The sequence below is a fragment of the Pseudomonas sp. B22129 genome, from assembly GCF_044218875.1.
Lineage (GTDB): Bacteria > Pseudomonadota > Gammaproteobacteria > Pseudomonadales > Pseudomonadaceae > Aquipseudomonas.
On sequence record NZ_CP162592.1, the window covers coordinates 6,286,837 to 6,305,262 of the forward strand.

Annotated in this window: 20 protein-coding genes; 12 read left to right on the plus strand and 8 right to left on the minus strand. The window is 60.2% G+C overall.

All coding sequences use genetic code 11. From position 1 onward, the window contains the following. Positions 1-75 precede the first annotated feature (75 nt). On the minus strand, positions 76-744 hold the full coding sequence (gene ccmB / locus AB4P94_RS28555; RefSeq protein WP_078741591.1) for a heme exporter protein CcmB: 669 nt from the start codon (positions 742-744) through the stop codon (positions 76-78). Further along, positions 741-1,376 carry a cytochrome c biogenesis heme-transporting ATPase CcmA gene (gene ccmA, locus AB4P94_RS28560; protein WP_395608443.1) on the minus strand — a complete coding sequence of 212 codons (636 nt, stop codon included), beginning with the start codon at positions 1,374-1,376 and terminating at the stop codon, positions 741-743. The genes ccmB and ccmA overlap by 4 nt, the downstream gene beginning before the upstream one ends. A gap of 200 nt (positions 1,377-1,576) precedes the next feature. On the opposite strand from ccmA, the gene AB4P94_RS28565 reads away from it, so the two are divergent. Beyond that, entirely contained in the window at positions 1,577-3,154 is a 1,578-nt protein-coding gene (locus AB4P94_RS28565) for a flagellar hook-length control protein FliK (protein WP_395608444.1), read from the plus strand. Then, positions 3,151-3,480: an EscU/YscU/HrcU family type III secretion system export apparatus switch protein gene (locus AB4P94_RS28570; RefSeq protein ID WP_395608445.1), complete on the plus strand. Its 330-nt coding sequence runs from the start codon at positions 3,151-3,153 to the stop codon at positions 3,478-3,480. Before AB4P94_RS28565 ends, AB4P94_RS28570 begins: the two co-directional genes overlap by 4 nt. Before the next feature lie 144 nt (positions 3,481-3,624). Here the strand turns inward: AB4P94_RS28570 and glp are convergent, their stop codons facing one another. After that, positions 3,625-4,812: a gephyrin-like molybdotransferase Glp gene (gene glp, locus AB4P94_RS28575; protein ID WP_395611399.1), complete on the minus strand. Its 1,188-nt coding sequence runs from the start codon at positions 4,810-4,812 to the stop codon at positions 3,625-3,627. Between the two features lie 22 nt (positions 4,813-4,834). Continuing rightward, positions 4,835-5,374, minus strand: coding sequence for a molybdenum cofactor biosynthesis protein B (moaB, locus tag AB4P94_RS28580; RefSeq protein WP_395608446.1), 540 nt, complete (start codon positions 5,372-5,374; stop codon positions 4,835-4,837). Positions 5,375-5,450: 76 nt separating this feature from the next. Here moaB and mobA point away from each other — a divergent pair, with 76 nt between their 5' ends. Together mobA and AB4P94_RS28590 are read left to right on the plus strand one after the other, a co-directional pair. Then, positions 5,451-6,053 carry a molybdenum cofactor guanylyltransferase MobA gene (gene mobA, locus AB4P94_RS28585; protein ID WP_395608447.1) on the plus strand — a complete coding sequence of 201 codons (603 nt, stop codon included), beginning with the start codon at positions 5,451-5,453 and terminating at the stop codon, positions 6,051-6,053. Between the two features lie 80 nt (positions 6,054-6,133). Then, the gene (locus AB4P94_RS28590; RefSeq protein WP_017136187.1) at positions 6,134-6,355 is read left to right on the plus strand and encodes a YgdI/YgdR family lipoprotein; all 222 of its coding nucleotides are present in this window, start codon (positions 6,134-6,136) and stop codon (positions 6,353-6,355) included. A 56-nt stretch (positions 6,356-6,411) separates the two neighbouring features. Here AB4P94_RS28590 and AB4P94_RS28595 read toward each other — a convergent pair whose 3' ends face one another. The 4 genes from AB4P94_RS28595 to AB4P94_RS28610 form a co-directional block, all read right to left on the minus strand. After that, complete coding sequence (locus AB4P94_RS28595) at positions 6,412-7,302, minus strand: pseudouridine synthase (RefSeq protein WP_395608448.1); 891 nt, start codon at positions 7,300-7,302, stop codon at positions 6,412-6,414. A gap of 70 nt (positions 7,303-7,372) precedes the next feature. Beyond that, positions 7,373-7,708, minus strand: a complete 336-nt coding sequence (locus AB4P94_RS28600) for a transcriptional regulator (RefSeq protein WP_395608449.1) — start codon at positions 7,706-7,708, stop codon at positions 7,373-7,375. Between the two features lie 74 nt (positions 7,709-7,782). Then, positions 7,783-8,019, minus strand: a complete 237-nt coding sequence (locus tag AB4P94_RS28605) for a glutaredoxin family protein (RefSeq protein ID WP_395608450.1) — start codon at positions 8,017-8,019, stop codon at positions 7,783-7,785. Positions 8,020-8,084: 65 nt separating this feature from the next. After that, entirely contained in the window at positions 8,085-9,293 is a 1,209-nt protein-coding gene (locus AB4P94_RS28610) for an ammonium transporter (protein WP_395608451.1), read from the minus strand. 358 nt (positions 9,294-9,651) lie between these two features. On the opposite strand from AB4P94_RS28610, the gene AB4P94_RS28615 reads away from it, so the two are divergent. The 8 genes from AB4P94_RS28615 to AB4P94_RS28650 all read left to right on the plus strand — a co-directional run bounded on the left by AB4P94_RS28615 (position 9,652) and on the right by AB4P94_RS28650 (position 18,424). Then, positions 9,652-9,966, plus strand: coding sequence for a YqjD family protein (locus AB4P94_RS28615; protein ID WP_071487720.1), 315 nt, complete (start codon positions 9,652-9,654; stop codon positions 9,964-9,966). 3 nt (positions 9,967-9,969) lie between these two features. Continuing rightward, positions 9,970-10,353 (plus strand): phage holin family protein, encoded by a 384-nt coding sequence (locus AB4P94_RS28620; protein WP_395608452.1) that lies wholly within the window; start codon positions 9,970-9,972, stop codon positions 10,351-10,353. After that, positions 10,350-10,685 carry a hypothetical protein gene (locus AB4P94_RS28625; protein WP_016972094.1) on the plus strand — a complete coding sequence of 112 codons (336 nt, stop codon included), beginning with the start codon at positions 10,350-10,352 and terminating at the stop codon, positions 10,683-10,685. The genes AB4P94_RS28620 and AB4P94_RS28625 overlap by 4 nt, the downstream gene beginning before the upstream one ends. Positions 10,686-10,779: 94 nt before the next feature. Continuing rightward, complete coding sequence (locus tag AB4P94_RS28630; RefSeq protein ID WP_395608453.1) at positions 10,780-11,943, plus strand: EAL domain-containing protein; 1,164 nt, start codon at positions 10,780-10,782, stop codon at positions 11,941-11,943. Positions 11,944-12,015: 72 nt separating this feature from the next. Next, positions 12,016-13,347, plus strand: coding sequence for a deoxyguanosinetriphosphate triphosphohydrolase (locus tag AB4P94_RS28635; RefSeq protein ID WP_395608454.1), 1,332 nt, complete (start codon positions 12,016-12,018; stop codon positions 13,345-13,347). A 170-nt stretch (positions 13,348-13,517) separates the two neighbouring features. After that, positions 13,518-13,904, plus strand: coding sequence for a response regulator (locus tag AB4P94_RS28640; protein ID WP_395608455.1), 387 nt, complete (start codon positions 13,518-13,520; stop codon positions 13,902-13,904). Between the two features lie 249 nt (positions 13,905-14,153). Further along, complete coding sequence (locus AB4P94_RS28645) at positions 14,154-14,777, plus strand: response regulator (RefSeq protein WP_395608456.1); 624 nt, start codon at positions 14,154-14,156, stop codon at positions 14,775-14,777. A gap of 8 nt (positions 14,778-14,785) precedes the next feature. Then, on the plus strand, positions 14,786-18,424 hold the full coding sequence (locus tag AB4P94_RS28650; protein WP_395608457.1) for a transporter substrate-binding domain-containing protein: 3,639 nt from the start codon (positions 14,786-14,788) through the stop codon (positions 18,422-18,424). Positions 18,425-18,426 lie beyond the last annotated feature (2 nt).

Here is an 18,426-nt window from a genome sequence, read left to right on the forward strand (position 1 = left end):
CACGGTGGCCTCCTGTCTTGGCAGGAGGCTCTCAGGGTCTTTACTGGCTAAGACATAACGCTTGGCCAGACCTCATTATTCGCCGACGCTGATCTTCAGGCCAGCCGCTATAGCAAAGGGTGTCAGGGTTACCGCCAGGGCGGTCAGGCTGCCAAGCCACAGGAGGTAACCGGTCGCCGGCATGCCCATGAGCGCGGCCTGCAAGGCGCCGCTGCCCAGGATCAACACCGGGATGTACAAAGGCAAAATCAGCAGGGCCAGCAACAGGCCGCCCCGTTTCAAACCGACGGTCAACGCTGCGCCCACCGCCCCCAACAGGCTGAGCACCGGCGTACCGAGCAACAAAGACAGGAGCAACACGGGCAGGCATTCAAACGGCAAGCCCAGCATCATTGCCAACAGCGGCGAGAGCAAGACTAGCGCCAAGCCGGAAAAAACCCAGTGTGCCAGCACCTTGGCCAGTACCAGAAGTGGCAAAGGGTGCGACGAAAGGACCCACTGTTCAAGGGAACCGTCTTCGAAATCACTGCGAAACAGCCCGTCCAGCGAGAGCAGAACCGATAAAAGCGCGGCCACCCACACCAGTCCCGGGGACAAGGTTTGCAACAGTTTAGTCTCGGGGCCGACCGCCAGCGGGAACAGGGCGATGACGATGGCGAAGAATACCAGCGGGTTGGCCAGCTCGGCCGGGCGACGGCACAACAGCCGCGCTTCGCGGGCGACCAACAGGGCGAAGACACTCATGCCGACCACCGCCCTAAATCCAGGTCGCGGTAGCCGGCAGGCATGCGCGCCAGCGTGTGGTGAGTAGTAAGGACGACTAAACCGCCGCTCTCGCAGTGCCGGGCCAGGTGTTCTTCGAGCTGGGCGACGCCTTGTTTGTCGAGGGCGGTGAACGGTTCGTCGAGAATCCACAGCGGCGGGCCTGGCAAATACAAACGCGCCAGGGCTACGCGACGCTGCTGGCCGGCGGACAGGGTGTGGCAGGGAACGTCTTCAAACCCTTTGAGGCCAACGGCGCCCAGCGCTTGCCAGATGGCGTCACGGGAAGCCGGGTGATGCAGGGCGCTGAGCCAGCTAAGGTTTTCTTCCGGTGTGAGCACGTCCTTGATGCCGGCGGCGTGGCCGATCCAGATCAGGTTGCGTGCGAGTTCGGTGCGCTGCTCGCTCAAGGGTTTGCCGTTGAGTCGCACCTCACCGGCCGTCGGCTGCATCAACCCGGCCAGCAGGCGCAGCAAACTGGTCTTGCCGCTGCCATTGGGGCCGCTGACTTGCACCATGTCGCCGCCCGTCAGCCGCAGCTCGAGGTGCTCGAACAGCAGGCGCAGGTCGCGTTCACAGGAGAGCGCTACGGCTTCAAGAAGAGGGCTGGTCAAAAGATCGCGGGCCTTTACGGTTCAAGTCGGCGGTGCAGCAGCCGTTATAGAGAAAAGCACAATAACGGCTTTGGCGACCGATTTTAGAGAGCTGGATCAAATAGTTGTGAGGTTTTTACCGCTCTCGTTGCAGACGGGCGGCATTATACATGTGATGCCCTACTCTAAAGAGGGCAATTTCCCCCGAGACGACGCGCACGATGACCGGTGAAATCAACCTTCCTCCGCTGCCTCCCGCTCCAGTGGCCGGGCCTGCCCCGCTGCCGCCGACCGGCGAGCTGCTCAAACTGCTGGAGCCGCAGACAGGCCTGATCGACCCGGGAAAAACCGTAAACGCCGAGGTCATCGCGCTTAAACAGGGCGGCGATGCCTTTCAGTTGTTGCTCAAGCTGACCCTCGAAGGAGGCCGCCAGACACTGGTTCAGGCCAGCAGCGCCCAACCGTTGCCACTGGGCAGCAATGTGGCAGTCAGCCAGACGCCCACCGGCAACCTGACCATCAGCCTGCAGCAAGCCTTAAGCGCCAACGTGGCCGCCCTCACCCGCATCGACACCACGCAAATGCCGGTGGGCACGCTGTTGCAAGCCAAGGTGCTGACCACCCAGATGCTGCCTCAGGGCACCACGCAGCCGGCGATCTACCGCTCGTTGGTGACCGTGTTGACCAATGCCATGGCCGGCGCGACGCTGACCGTCGAAAGCCCGCAACCGCTGCGTGTCGGCAGCTTGCTCAGTGCCGTGGTACAGAATGCGCAGACTCTGAATTTCGTGCCGTTGAGCGGCCGTCAGGATCAGCTGGCGGTGAGCCAACAGTTGGCCACCCAGCAAAGCCGCCAAGGTTCACTGGACGCCGTGTTCACTGCCATCCAGAACCTGCCCGCCGACGACACCACCTCCGCCGACCTGCGCGCCGCCGCCGACCGCTTGCTCGCCGCCCTGCCCGACCTGGCCCAGGTGAGCAACCCGAAGGTGCTGGCGCAAGTGATCCAGAACAGCGGCGTGTTTCTTGAAGCCAAATTACTCGCCGGGCAAAACCCGCAGATACCGCCGCTGGACATGAAAGGCGCGCTGCTGCGACTGGTCGCGGACTTGTTGCCCGCCCTGCCCGCCGGCACCAACCTGAATGCCATTCTTGCTGCGAATACCCTGGCCCAGGTGTTGCCCAACTTTGTGCGTAACCCGTTGAGCACACTGGGCCAGATCAGCGCCCGCCCGGCGCCCGCAGGTTTCCCGCTGCCCGATCGGTTGATGGCAAAACTCGAAGGCGAAGGCGACCTGGAAAACCTGCTGCGCCTGGCCGCCGCCGCGATTTCCCGCCTGCAAAGCCACCAGTTGTCGAGCCTGGAACAAACCGGCACCACCGCCGATGGCCGCCTGCAAACCACCTGGCAGCTGGAAATCCCCATGCGCACCTTGCAGGACATCGTGCCGCTGCAGGTCAAGTTCCAGCGCGAGGAGCCGGCGCCGGACAAGGACCAGCCCGAACGCAAAACCCAGAAAGACCCCAAGCAGATGCTCTGGCGCGTCGAACTGGCCTTCGACATGGAGCCGCTGGGACCATTGCAGGTTCAGGCGCAATTGACCCAGGGCAAACTCTCCAGCCAGCTGTGGGCGACACGGGCGTTTACCGCCAGCCTGATCGAAAGCCACTTGGGCAGCCTGCGCGAACGGTTGGTGACCTCGGGCATCAACGTGGGCGACCTGGATTGCCACCTCGGCACCCCGCCGCGCGGGCCGCGAACCGGGCTGGAGCAACGCTGGGTGGATGAAACCGCATGAAGAACCAAAGCCCGCCGCGCCAAGCCATTGCCCTCAAATACGACGGCCAGCAAGCGCCCACCCTGACCGCCAAGGGCGACGATGCCCTGGCCGAAGCCATTTTGAAGCTGGCACGGGAAAATGAAGTACCGATTTATGAAAACGCCGAGCTGGTGAAGCTGCTGGCGCGCATGGAATTGGGGGACAGCATTCCGGAGGAGTTATACCGCACGGTGGCGGAGATTATTGCGTTTGCCTGGACGCTCAAAGGCAAGTTCCCGGTGGGGTATGACCCGAATGCCGAGCCGGTGGAGCGGGATGTGACGGCGCGTGGCGACGACTACTGAGTAACCCAAGCCCTACACAAAACCAAATGTGGGAGCGGGCTTGCTCGCGAACGCGGTGTATCAGCCAGTACATTCATCAACTGACCCTCCGCATTCGCGAGCAAGCCCGCTCCCACACAAGCCCATCCCACAAAGGATTCGTGTTTAGTTGAGGACTTCGCTTAGGGGAATGAAATTGACCCGGTCACCCATCGTCAGCGTCGTGCCTTCCAACACCTCCACAAACCCTTCCGCCCACGCCGCGCTGCGCAGCACGCCGGAGCTCTGGTTGCGGTAGATGATCGCCTTGCCGTTCTCGATTCGCCCACGCAAGTACTCGCGGCGGTTGCCTGCCTTGGGCCACACAAAACCTACCGGTACTTCAAAACGCAGCGGCTCCACATCCGCCACACCCTGGCGGCGCAGCAGATACGGCCGCGCGAGCAGCGCAAAGGTCACCAGCGTAGACGCCGGGTTGCCGGGCAGGCCGATCACCGGCACGCCACGGAAATGGCCGAAGGTCAGGGGCTTGCCGGGCTTGATCGCCAGCTTCCACAGCGCCAGCTCGCCCTCTTCGCGCAGGGCGATACCAAGGAAGTCCGCCTCGCCCACCGACACACCGCCGGTGGACAGGATCAGGTCGGCATCTCCCAGGCCCGCCAGCCGCGTGCGGGTCTTTTCCAGGTCATCCGGCAAAATGCCCGCGTCGATCACTTCACAGCCCATGCGCGTCAGCCAGGAGCAGAGCACGCGGCGGTTGCTGTTGTAGATCTGCCCCGGGCCCAGCGGCAGGCCGGGTTCGATCAGCTCATCGCCGGTGGACAGCACGGCCACACGCACGCGGCGCACCACGTTCAGGCGGTCATGACCCAGTGAGGCGGCGAGGCCCAGTTCAATCGGGCCCAAGCGGGTGCCGGCGTTCAGCACCAACTCGCCGACGGTGGTTTCCTGGCCTTGCGGGCGGATGTTCTGGTTAACCTGCAACGGCTCGGTAAAGCTCACCCGCTCGTCCGCCTGGACCACAGCGTTTTCCTGCATCTCTACACAGTCCGCGCCTTCGGGTACCGGCGCGCCGGTAAAGATGCGCGCACAGGTGCCGGCGGCCAGCGGCTGCGGCACCTGGCCGGCGAAAATGCGCTGGCTGACGGGCAGCGGCTCGCCGGCCCAGTCCGCCAGGCGCAACGCGTAACCGTCCATGGCACTGTTGGGCCAGGGCGGCAGGTCGAGGGTGGAGACCAGATCCTGCGCCAGCACGCGGCCATCGCAGTCAGCCAGCGCCAGGGTTTCCTGCTCGCGGATCGGCGCGGCTTCGGCCATGTCCAGCAACTGCTTGAGCGCTTGTTCGACCGGCATCAACGCGCCGGTTTTGCCGGGCTTATCCACGGGTTTCGCAGGGTTCGGCCTGCTTCAAGTGGGGCACGAAATTGCACGGGCGGTGACGGTTGTCGAGTTGCTCGGCGAGGATGCCGTCCCAACCGGTGCGCACGGCATTGGTGGAACCCGGCAGGCAGCACACCAGCGTGCCATTGGCCAGGCCGGCCAAAGCGCGGGACTGCACGGTGGAGGTGCCGATATCGGCCACGGAAATCTGGCGGAACAGTTCACCAAAACCATCGACCTGTTTGTCCAGCAGGCAACTCACGGCTTCCGGCGTGCTGTCACGGCCGGTGAAGCCGGTGCCGCCGGTGATCAGCACCACTTGCACCACGTCTTCGGCGATCCAGTGGGCGACCTGGGCGCGAATTTTATAGAGGTCGTCCTTGAGCAGCACGCGCTCGGCGAGGTTATGGCCGGCGGCGGTGAGGCGGTCGACGAAGGTCTGCCCGGAGGTATCGGTGTCGAGGGTGCGGGTGTCGCTGACGGTCAGTACAGCAATGTTCAGGGGTACGAAGGGCGCATCTGCCTTGGCTTTCATGGCACGGTCCGGTTGTCGAAGGAACAGCCCGATGTTATATCACAGGGCCCTGTTTACCTGCTGCTGCGGAACCGCCATGTCTCTCGATTCTTCGCTTTTGCCTTGTTCGATTTTGCTGCTGGCCGGTGGTCGTGGCCAGCGCATGGGTGGCCAGGATAAAGGCCTGCTGCCGTGGCACGGCGAGCCTCTGATTGCGCATTTACACCGCCTGACGCGGCCACAGACGGATGACCTGATCATCTCGTGCAACCGCAACCATGACATTTACGCGCCCTATGCCGACCAGTTGGTGAGCGATGACAGCCCGGACTTTCCTGGGCCATTGGCGGGTATTCGCGCAGGTTTGGCGGCTGCGCGGCACGAACACTTATTGATATTGCCGTGCGATGTGCCGCAGATCGATGCGCCCTTGTTAGCCGAGCTGCGCGCAACAGCGCTGCGCAACCCGCAACTGCCACTGATGGTGCGCCATGGCGAATTCTGGGAACCCTTGCTCTGCATCATCCCCACCCGCCTGCGAACCGAGGTAGAACAGGCGTGGGACGCGGGGGAACGCAGCCCGCGCAAAATCTTCATGCGATTGGGGGGAACAGGCCTGGAATGCCCGGCAAATGACCCGCGCTTTGCCAACCTGAACACACCCGAGCTGTTGCACCCGGGGTCCGGCGTGTCAGAATGAACCTCGCACAAGGAACTTTGTCGACGCCACGCGCGTCACAGAGTCAGCACTTCAAAAAGTATTCTCTCGGAGACAAACTCATGACTCAACGGACCATCGCCGCTCTCATGCTTGCACTGGGCCTGGCTACTCTCGCCGGTTGCGCTTCGCCTACAGTGATCACCCTGAATGACGGTCGCGAAATCCAGGCCGTCGACACCCCTAAATACGACAAGGCTTCGGGCTTCTACGAGTTCGAACAACTTGACGGCAAGCAGACCCGCATCAACAAGGATCAGGTTCGTACCGTTAAAGACCTGTAAGTCTTGACGCTGGACCCACAAGGCCCGCCTCGCGCGGGCCTTGTCGTTTCCGGGGTTTACCAGTCGAGGGTAATGTGGCTGCGAAAACTGCGCTCTTCGCCTGTTACCGGGTCGATAAAACGTACGCCCTGGGCCAGCAGTTTGAGCGGGTTGGCGTAGTCGTCTTCAACGTCCTTGAGCACGTCGGGGTAGAAAGGGTCATTGCAGATGCTCGCCCCCAGCGCGGTCATGTGCACACGCAACTGATGCTTCTTGCCGGTCACCGGGAACAGGCCGTAGCGCCATAAATCGCCGTTTTTTTCGCGCACTTCCACCGCCGTTTCAGTGTTGCTGGCGCCGGGCCCCTCTTGCATTCGGAAGAACGGCTCGCCATCCACCAGACGGCTTTTGTGCACCCTGGGAAACGTCAGCTCAGGCAAGGCCGGGGCGATGGCCTCGTAGAATTTGTCGATACGTCGCGTGGGAAACAGCTGTTGATACGCCGAGCGAGTGGCCGGGTTGGCCGAAAACAGCACCAGCCCAGCAGTGTGCCGGTCTATTCGGTGCAGGGGGACCAGCGAAGGGTTATCGAAACGGCGAATCAGGCGGCGCAGCAAGGTTTGCTCGACGTACTCACCGGCCGGCGTCACCGGCAGAAAATGCGGTTTGTCTGCGACCACCAGATGCTCGTCGGCGTACAGGATGGTTTCCTCGACCGGAATCACTTTCTCATTCGGCACTTCGCGAAAGTAATAAATGCACAGGCCTTCCTTGTAGGCCAGGACCGGCGCGATAGGGCTTCCGTTGATATCCAGAACACGGCCACGGGCGATGCGGTCCAGCCAGTGTTCGCGGCTGATGGCCGGAAAATGCTCACACAGGCAGTCCAGCACAGTCGCCCAAGGGCCAGGTGGCAAATACAAAGTACTGGCTTGGTGCCGGGACGCGGAAAAACCGGAAGTGGACATGAAATGCTCGAAGCCTGAAAAACAGGCGGGCATTATCCCGCATCAAGCGGGATGCAGCCTAGGGCGGATCTCAGGCCTTGGCCAATTGCGTGCGCAGGACCGGCGAGGCACTGGCCGCCTCGGTGAACTCCTTGAGCCAGCGCAACACGTCCACCGCTTCCCAGCGGCCCGGATCGTATAAGGCGTACAACAAGCCCTGGTAACCCACTACATCCAGCTGTTTGTGATAACCGGCGCGCTGGAACAACGCTTCGATCTCGGCGAAGCAGGTATTGAAATGCACTTTGTTAAACGGCGTCTTGCCTTCCGTGACCAGGCCGTCGAGGCGCAGCTCGTTCACCGCGTCGCGCACGACGTCGGCGGACATGCGATTGACGCTGCTTTTCAGTTGTTCAACATTCACCACGGGCGTTCCCTCTATTCAATCACTGTACAAACATACAGTAACGTAATATTTGGAAACCCGCTATCGGATAAAGCCTAAAGCAAGAAGGACACCACCTGCTCAGTGTCGAATGGCCAATCCAGTTCGGCCCCGGTGTCTACCCGGCGAAGCACCGGAATACGCAGGCCGTAAGCCTCGGTCAGATCATCGGGATCGGTGATATCCACCAGTTCCACCAACAACCCATGCTCGACCAACGGCATGAGGACGGCCTCGGCAACTTCGCAAAGATGACAGCCCAGGGTGCCGAACAGCTGGCATTCAGGAGGCATGGCTAAGAGACCCGATCAGAAGTAGGTGATCATTCTAAGCCTGCCAAATTCCCGTGGCGAGCCGATCAATCCTGGCTGACGGCGCCAATCTTGTGGATGGACAGGTCTGCGCCGTAATACTCCTGCTCCTGGCTCAGACGCAGCCCGTGCACGCGCTTGATCACGCCGTACACCAGCAGCCCGCCGATCAATGCCACCGCCACGCCGAGAGCGGTGCCGATGAGTTGGCTGATCAGGCTGACCCCACCCAGGCCGCCTAGCGCGGTCTGACCGAAAATGCCACAGGCGATGCCGCCCCACACGCCACACAGGCCATGCAGTGGCCACACACCCAGCACGTCATCGATTTTCCAGCGATCTTGGGCGGCGATAAAAAACCACACGAACAAACCGCCAGCCACCACGCCTGTCACCAGCGCGCCGACCGGGTGCATCAGGTCGGACCCGGCACAAATTGCCACCAGCCCGGCCAATGGACCGTTATGCAGGAAGCCCGGGTCATTGCGGCCAATAATCAGCGCAGCAACGGTGCCGCCCACCATGGCCATCAGCGAGTTGACTGCCACCAGACCGCTGACGCCATTCAGGGTTTGCGCGCTCATTACGTTGAAGCCAAACCAGCCGACAATCAAAATCCACGAGCCCAACGCGAGGAACGGAATACTCGAGGGGGCGAACGCCACCAAACGCCCTTCCCGGTAGCGCCCGTTACGCGGCCCGAGCAACAGCACCGCCGCCAGCGCCAGCCAGCCGCCCATGGCGTGCACGACCACGGAACCGGCGAAGTCATGGAAGCTGGCACCAAACTTCGCCAGCAGCCAGGCTTGCAGGCCGAAGTTGCCGTTCCACACCATGCCTTCGAAAAACGGGTAGATAAACGCCACGATCAACGCAGTGGCGCACAGCTGCGGAGCAAACTTTGCACGCTCGGCAATGCCGCCGGAAATGATCGCCGGGATCGCAGCGGCAAACGTCAGCAAGAAAAAGAATTTCACCAGCCCGTAGCCGTGATCGGCGCTGATGACCGCCGCCGGCTGCAGGAAGCTCACGCCGTAAGAGATCCAATAGCCTATAAAGAAGTAGGCCAATGTAGAGATCGCGAAGTCGCTGAGAATCTTCGACAGTGCGTTGACCTGGTTTTTCTGGCGCACCGTACCAACTTCCAGAAACGCAAAACCGGCGTGCATGGCCAGGACCATGACCGCACCGATCAGAATAAACAGGGTGTTGGAACTGTGGACAAGGGTGTCCACCGCACTTTGCAAATTTTCCATGGAGGTTGGCAGGCCTGCATTAAAGGCAAAAAGCACCAAAGCGGTTCAAGCCAGGGTTGAGCGCACTAAATTGGCACCTGCGGCTGCGCCCCTCTTCAGAGGGCGTGAACCGCTTTAGCGCAGCGATCAACACCAGAGGCCGTGGCCGACAGGGTTTTTCCGCGAGTTTCAATTATTTAGGGTAAGGTTTTTCAAGGTTTTAGCCCCGACCGCCCGGATTCAGCGCATGCCACGGGGCGTGCGCACCAAGGCAAAGCAAAAGCTGTACCACACGATTGCACTGAACCTTCGCCGATGCCGGTGACTCGAAACCACATCGACCTACACACGTACACATCAGCCACTCACGGAGATAACCATGGCCAGAAAAACAGCAAAGACTGCTCAAGAGATCCTGCTGGAAGATTTTCAAACCCTGGTAAGTGACACCGAAAAGCTGCTGGACGACACCGCCGTCCTGGCCGGCGACCAGGCAGACGAGCTGCGCACCAAGATCCATGACAGCCTGCTCAAAGCCCGTGAAACCCTGCAACTGACCGAAGATTCCCTGCGCGAACGCGGCCAGGCGGCAGTGACCGCCACCGAAGATTATGTGCAGGCCAACCCTTGGCAGTCCGTGGGCATAGCGGCCGGCGTGGGCTTTTTGATCGGCCTGCTGGCTACAAGGCGCTAAATCATGTCTATCGGCGAATCCGGCTCGACTACGGGCTCTACCTCAAGGCGTCTGGGCGCAGCGGTGTTGGGCTTGCTGCACAGTCACGTCGAGTTGTTTGGCATCGAACTGCAGGAGCAGAAGGCCCGTACCGTCAGCCTGCTGCTGTTTGCCGGTTTGGCGTTGGTATTTGCCCTGCTGCTGTTGGTGGGGCTGTCGACGCTGGTGATGATCCTCGTGTGGGACACCGGCTACCGGCTGACCGGGATTATCTGCCTCTGCGTGTTCTACACCCTGGCCGCCGCCTTCTGCGGTGTGCGTTTGAAAGCGGCGGTGTTCGATGAGTCCACGCCTTTCCACGCCACCCTCGAAGAGCTGGCCAATGACCGGGAGCGCCTGCTGCCATGAGCCTGACTGAAGTTCCGCAAACCACCTCGCGCCGGGAAATGCGCAAGGCGTTGATTCGCCTGCGCATGGAAATGCACCGCCAGGAAATCCGCCACGAGTCCCAGCAACTGATGGCACCGCTGCACAAGGTGCGCAATATGGGCAGCAACTGGCAGGACAGCCTGGGTATCAAGCACGCGCCACTGTGGGGTGTGGCGGCGGTGACGCTGATGGGCTTTTTTACCGGCAAAGGTGCCAAGGGCGGCGGTATCAGCAGCCTGACGCGCCTGGTGCGGCTGGGTGCAGGTTTGATCCCACTGATCAAATTAGCCATGGCTGGCCGCAAAGGTTAATCGCCGCTGGCTGCATTCTTGCAAACAGAATTGGCCCGGCCTTCGTCATTGAAGGGCGGGCCTTTTTTTTCGCCGACGCTTCCAAGGAGGCCCCGTGATCGACGGGCAACCGCTCGCCTGCTTCCAACCCTTTATCGACACCGCCACCGGGCGCATCGCCGGCGTCGAAGCCTTGGGCCGCCTGCGTCAGGCCGACGGCCGCTTGCAGTCTGTGGGGCCGCTGTTTGCCGACCCGCGCACACCGGGCCTGACCCTGCGCCGTCTTGACCGGCAAATCCGCGACAACGCCTTGAGCCGCCTGCATGAAGCCCCGCGAGACTGGTTTCTCAGCCTGAATATCTCGCCGCGCTGGATTAACCGCCTGCGCCCCGGCCAAGCCTTGCCCAGCCTCAAGCAAGTGCAGGCGCATGGTGTCGACCCACAGCGCATTGTGTTTGAGATCACCGAATTGGGCGGCGATATTCAGCGCTTGGCCGATGTCGTGGCGCGTTATCGCCAGGCAGGTGCGCGTATTGCCATCGATGACTTCGGCGCCGGTTATTCCCAGCTTGACCGAGTGCTGGCGTTGCAACCGGATATTCTGAAGCTGGACATGCGCTTGTTCCAGGAAGCGGCGCGCGGCGGCCCGAGCAGTGAAGTCGTGCGTGCCCTGGCACAAATGGCCGAGAAAACCGGCTGCTGGATCATTGCCGAAGGCGTGGAGACCGAGGCGCAATTGAGCTTCGCCCTGGAATGTGGCGCGCGCTATGTGCAGGGTTATCTGTTTGCCCAGGCCCAACTGGACTGGTTTGCCACGGACGCCTTCGTACCGCGTTTCGCCCAGTTGCGCACCGCCTATGTGCAGCAAAAACTCGCAGAGCGTGGGCGTGTCATGCAACTGCGCCTGCAACTGGTGGCGTTGATGAAGATTTTGCAAAGCTGGGCCCAAGGCCGCGCACCGCTCAATCAGTTACCACAATTGCCAGACTTTCCCTGGCTGCTGCGTTTCTATCAGTGCGACCGCCATGGCACCCAGCTGACACCCAACTTCGAATGGCGCCAGGACGCCTGGCAAGCCGACAGCCGCTACCTGGGTCACAACTGGTCGTGGCGCCCCTATTTCTACCACCTGCTTGCTGAAGGCTGGGAAGAACGTCGCCTGATTCTGTCTTCAACCTATCGAGATGCCACGACGAACCAATACTGCCTGACCGCAGGACAATTCTTCGATAACGGTCAGCGTTTGCTGTTAATCGATATCGACGCGGCCGGTCTGTAGATTTTCGCTTGCCCCACCGCAGCGGAACCGGGAAGCTGGGGGATGTCATTCACAGCACGGAGAGTACTCGCCTTGGATTGGCCCACCCTGCTTACCCGCGAACGTCTTGGAAAGCCCCTGCACAGCCCGGAAGAACTGGGCCGCAGCCCGTTTCACAAGGATCACGACCGTATTATCTTCTCCGGCGCATTTCGTCGCCTGGGCCGCAAGACCCAAGTACACCCGGTGTCGAGCAACGACCATATCCACACCCGCCTGACCCATTCGCTGGAAGTCAGTTGTGTCGGCCGCTCCCTGGGCATGCGTGTGGGCGAAACATTGCGCAGCGCCCTGCCCGACTGGTGTGACCCCAGCGACCTGGGCATGGTCGTGCAGTCCGCTTGCCTGGCACATGACATCGGCAACCCTCCTTTCGGGCATTCCGGCGAAGATGCCATTCGCCACTGGTTCCAACAGGCCGCCGGACGCGGCTGGCTGGACGACATGAGCAGTGCCGAGCGCAATGACTTTCTGAACTTCGAGGGCAACGCCCAGGGGTTTCGCGTGCTCACCCAGCTCGAATACCACCAGTTCGATGGCGGCACGCGGCTGACTTACGCCACACTCGGCACCTACCTGAAGTACCCGTGGACTGCGCGCCATGCGGATTCCCTGGGCTACAAGAAACACAAGTTCGGCTGCTACCAGAGCGAGTTGCCGATTCTTGAGCAAATCGCCAGCAAGCTCGGCTTGCCGCAATTGGAGGAGCAGCGCTGGGCGCGCCACCCGCTGGTGTACCTGATGGAGGCGGCAGACGATATCTGTTACGCCTTGATCGACCTCGAGGACGGCCTGGAAATGGAGCTGCTGGAGTACGCCGAGGTCGAATCACTGCTGCTCGACCTGGTCGGCGACGACTTGCCACAGACCTATCGGCAACTGGGCCCGCAAGACTCCCGCCGGCGCAAGCTGGCAATCCTGCGTGGCAAGGCCATCGAGCACCTGACCAACGCGGCCGCAAGGGCCTTTGTCGAACAGCAGGATGCTTTGCTCGCAGGAACCCTCCCGGGCGATCTCGTGGAGCACATGCACGGCCCGGCCAAGCGCTGCGTGCTGGACGCCAAAGACATGGCGCGCAAGAAGATCTTTCAGGACAAACGCAAGACCCTGCATGAAATCGGCGCTTACACCACGCTGGAAATCCTGCTGAATGCCTTCTGCGGTGCGGCGCTGGAACAGCATGGCGGGCGCACGCCGTCGTTCAAAAACCGTCGCATCCTCGACTTGCTCGGCAATAGCGCGCCAGACCCGGCGTGGCCCCTGCACGCTTCGTTCCTGCGCATGATCGACTTTATCGCCGGGATGACGGACAGCTACGCCACCGAAATGGCACGCGAGATGACCGGGCGCTCCAGCCCGCAATGAACAAGCCGGTCACGCCGCCTGTTGCCCGAACAGAATATGCCTACGACGGGAACAGAGCGGCCTGATCGAATTCGCACAACCATTCGAAGAATAATCGCGCACGCTTCTGGCGGACCTGGCGAGCAGTTCCTACACCCCCCATCGACGCTTGACTGACCCGTGTACCTTATATGCGCAGAAACCCCCTTCGAATCCTGTTGGTGGAGGATCACCCTTTTCAACTCCTGGCCACTCAGTGCCTGCTCAAAAGCTTCGGCTTCGACCAATTGACCTTCGCAGAGAATGCGGAGCAAGCCATCCGCTCAATGTCCCAGTCACATGAGCCGTTCGACCTCTTGCTATGCGATCAGTGCCTGCCGGACTTGCCAGGGCTGGAGCTGGTGGAAATTGCCAGCCGTCGGCACTTTATAGTCGGCGCCATTATCTTGAGCGGGCTCCCTCAGGGCGAGCTTCTCTGCCTGGCAGCCCAGGCCTTGCAGCGAGGCCTGCCACTGCTGGGCTGTTTATCAAAACCGCTGAACAAAGACGAACTGTTCAGGCTGACAGCCCCCCTGTGAATACAAGATTCAAACACTGCAAACCTGCAAACGTTTATTTAAAACCACTGCCTTAGCACCCCTCAATGATTACCGTCATTAAAGGCCAGCTTACATCTAACGTAACAATGCCTTATCAGCCGGTAGGTCATTACCTTTTTTATTGTGGGAATTTTCCTGTTTTATATTTACTCGCCCCAAGGCTCATGCTCCTCCCGCATCTTCTGAGCTAATGTGCCCGCTTTATTTGCACTTGCATGGAATGTGATTATGAACACGGTTTTTATCATTGATGACCATCCTGTTATCAGGTTGGCGATTCGAATGTTGCTGGAGCACGAAGGTTATAAGGTTGTCGGCGAAACGGATAACGGCTGTGACGCAATACAAATGGTTCGCGAATGCCTTCCAGACCTGATCATTCTGGATATCAGCATTCCGAAACTGGACGGGCTTGAAGTGCTCTGCCGATTCAACGCCATGAGCACCCAGATGAAAACGCTCATCCTGACCGCACAGTGCCCAACCCTCTTCGCTACGCGTTGCATGCGTTCTGGCGCTGACGGCTATGTGTGCAAGGAAGGAGACTTGAGTGAACTGCTCAGCGCGATTCGCGCCGTATTATCCGGCTACAACTACTTCCCCAGCCAGGCGCTGAATACGAGCGGGCCGGAAAGCAACTCCGAGGAACTGGAACTGTTCAGGGCGGTGAATGACCGAGAGCTAATGGTTTTGCAACTTTTCGCGCAAGGCCGAACAAACAAGGAAATTGCCAAAGGCATGTTTCTAAGTAATAAAACCGTCAGCACTTACAAAAAGAGGCTCATGCAAAAACTCAAAGCCAAATCCTTGGTAGAACTTATCGAGATGGCAAAACGAAACGCGCTAGTGTGAGAAAGCGGATGCCCAGGCGTATAAAGGACTATTTGATTATATTGGTTGCCGGTATGTGCATCAGTACTGCCGTGCCCGCGGGCCCTCCAGCCAGCCCGGAACTTTTCACCTTATTGAGTCGTGAGAGTGCCGTTCAACTGGACATTCAACTGGACAAGGCTCAACGCCAGTGGTTGCAGAACAAACGCGAGTTGGTGCTAGGCACTGCGATTCCCGATTACCCTCCCTTCGACCTGACCTCCAGCGGCCGCGACTACGAGGGCCTTACCGCCGATTACGCAGGATTGCTGGCCAAGGTCCTGTCCTTGCCGATAAAAGTGTTGCGCTACCCTACGCGTGAGGCGGCGATTCGTGCCCTGGAAACCGGCGATATCGACTTGCTGGGTTCATCCAACGGTTATGAGGCTTCCAACCCAAACCTCACACTGTCAGAACCCTACGCCGTGGATCAACCGGTACTGGTCACCCGTGAAGGCGAAACACGCAGCCTCGCTGATGGCCTGGCCGGGTTACGCGTGAGTCTTGTCTATCACTACCTGCCGCTCAATGAAGTGGAGAAGTTGTACCCCCGTGCGGTCATCCGCGCTTACCCCTCCTATCAGAATGCGTTGAATGCAGTCGCGTTCGACCAGGCTGATGTCTTCCTGGGCGATACCATTTCCACCCACTACATGATCAACAAGGGTTACCTGAAGAACATCCGCATGGCCAATTTCGGCAAGCATGAGGCTTATGGATTCAGCTTCGCCATGCGCCAGGATCAGCGCACGCTCCTGAGCATTGTCGACACGGTGCTGATGGCCGTGCCCTCCAACAAGCGGGACAGTATCGCCAAGCGCTGGAGCGCGGGCAGCGACATTCTGTTGACTGACCAGAAGTTGCAACTGACACAACGCGAAGAACGCTGGTTGCAAGACCATCCGGTCGTGAAGGTCATCGTCAACGAAACGCTTGCACCGCTGACATTCTTCGACAGCGACGGCAACTTTCGTGGCATCACCGCAGACCTGCTGGAATTGATTCGCCTGCGCACCGGGCTGCGTTTCGAAACCGAGCGTGCCCGGGATGTGAATACGATGATCGAGCAGGTGGACAGTGGAAGAGCCGACATCATCGGGGCCATCGTGCCGAGCATCGAGCGCGAAGCACAACTGAATTTCAGCCGCCCGTATCTTGAAAACTCCTACGTATTGCTGACACGTAAAGAGCTGGGCGCCCCTTTAAACCTGGAACAGATGAACGACAAGCGCCTGGCCATTACCCAGGGCAACCCGTTGAGCAAACCGCTGCGTGAGAACTTTCCCAACATTCATCTAGTGGAAATCAGCGACACCTTCAAGGCCTCGGAGCTGCTGGCTCAAGGACAGGTGGACGGCGCGGTGAACTCTCTGGTCATCGCCAATTACTTTCTCTCATCGCAAGTGTTCCAGGACAAGTTGCAGATCAGCGCCAGCGTGGGCACGCTGCCAGCCACTTTCGCCTTGGCAACCTCTCGCCGGGCGACTGAATTAAGCTCGATCCTTGACAAGGCACTGCTCAGCATCGCCCCGGATGAGCTGGGCATCATCAATAGCCGTTGGCGAGGCTACACCGCCGCCCACGATAGCTACTGGCGCAATTACCATCAGCTGATTGCACAAATCATCATGGGCACCGGGCTGCTTTTGCTGATTTCCCTGACCTGGAACGCCTACATGCGCCGCCAGATCAAGCACCGGAAAATGGCCGAACGAGCCCTCAACGACCAATTCGAGTTCATGCGAGCACTGGTCAACGAGACCCCGCATCCGATCTACGTGCGTGATCGCCGGGGCTTGCTGCAAACCTGCAATGACAGTTACCTGCAAGTGTTCAACGTCAAGCGCGAAGACGTGATCGGTAAAAGTGTGATTCAGATGGACATGGCCCTCGAAAAGGAAGCGTCGCAATACCACGCCGACTACCAACGGGTGGTGGCCGAAGGCAACCCGCTGATTCTCGATCGCACCCTGCATATCCATGGAAAAAAACTGACGATCTACCACTGGATCCTGCCCTACCGAGACTCTGTAGGCGAAGTTCAGGGCATCATCGGTGGCTGGATCGACATCAGTGAACGGCGCCAGCTGTTTGATGAGCTGCGCGCAGCCAAGGAAAGGGCCGACGAGGCCAACCGCGCCAAAAGCACCTTCCTTGCCACCATGAGCCATGAAATCCGTACGCCGATGAACGCAGTGATCGGCATGCTGGAGTTGACGCTCAAGCGAGCCGACCAGGGCCACCTCGATCGCCCGGCCATCGAAGTGGCCTACAACTCCGCCAAGGACCTGCTGGAGCTGATCGGCGACATTCTGGACATTGCTCGCATCGAGTCAGGCCGCCTGAGCCTGGCGCCGGAGCGTGTGAACCTGCGGGAAGTCATCGAGTCGGTGGCGCGCGTCTTCGACGGCCTGGCACGCCAGAAAACCCTCAGCCTGTTGCTTGAGTTCAAGCCGGAGCTGGACGATACCGACGTATTGATCGACCCGCTGCGCTTCAAGCAGGTGCTGTCCAACCTGGTCAGCAATGCCATCAAGTTCACCGAGCGCGGGCAGGTCAAAATCAGGGTCGATGTGCAAACCACAGAGCTGCCGCAACAAGTCGAGATGAAACTCGTGGTGGAGGACACCGGCATCGGCATCAGCCGTGATGACCAGTTACGCCTGTTCGAACCCTTTGCCCAAGCCGACAACTCCGGGCAACTGGCCCGCAGCGGCGCAGGCCTGGGCCTGGTGATCTGCCGCAGCCTGTGCGAAATGATGGGCGGGCAGCTAAGCCTGAGCAGCGTCCCCATGGTCGGCACCCAGGTGCATGTCGATTTGAAAATGACTCGCTTGCTGCCGATTCAGCCCCAGAATGAGCAAAAACCGGTAGTGCCTGCTCTTGCGCCGGTACTCAACGTATTGGTCGTGGATGACCACCCGGCGAACCGGCTGTTGATGTGCCAGCAACTGGGCTACCTGGGGCACCAATTCACTGCGGCCCCGCATGGCGCTGCGGGCTTCCATGCCTGGCGCCAGGAACGCTTCGACCTGGTCATTGCCGACTGCAACATGCCCATCATGAACGGCTACGAGCTGAGCCGCTCGATCCGTGAATATGAACAGCGGGAACAACTGCCCCCCTGCGTCGTACTGGGTTTCACCGCCAACGCACAACCGGAAGAGAAACTGCGTTGCGCCGAAGCAGGGATGAACGACTGCCTGTTCAAACCGATCAGCCTCACGGCGCTGGAGCGCCAATTGGCCCAGATCAAGCCGCAGCCTTGCGGCATACAGCTGGACCTTGGCAGCCTGGATGCGCTGACAGGAGGCGACCCACAGCTGAGCCGCCGTCTGCTTGAAGAGCTATTGAGCAGCAGCTGTCACGACCGTCAGGAATTGATGGCCTTGCTGGCTCGGCAGGCTTCACCGCAAGAAATCATTGACCAGGCCCACAAGATCAAGGGCGCCGCACGCATCGTGCAGGCAGGCGTGCTGGCCAGCGAATGTGAAGCGCTGGAGCAGGCGTGTACCCAGGGACTTGATCAGCCGGCAATCGAGACCGGCATCAAAACCCTGGAAAAATGCATGCTTGAACTGGAGAGGATGCTGCAGTTGCGCCTCGATAGTCTGGGCGCCACACCGTAAGC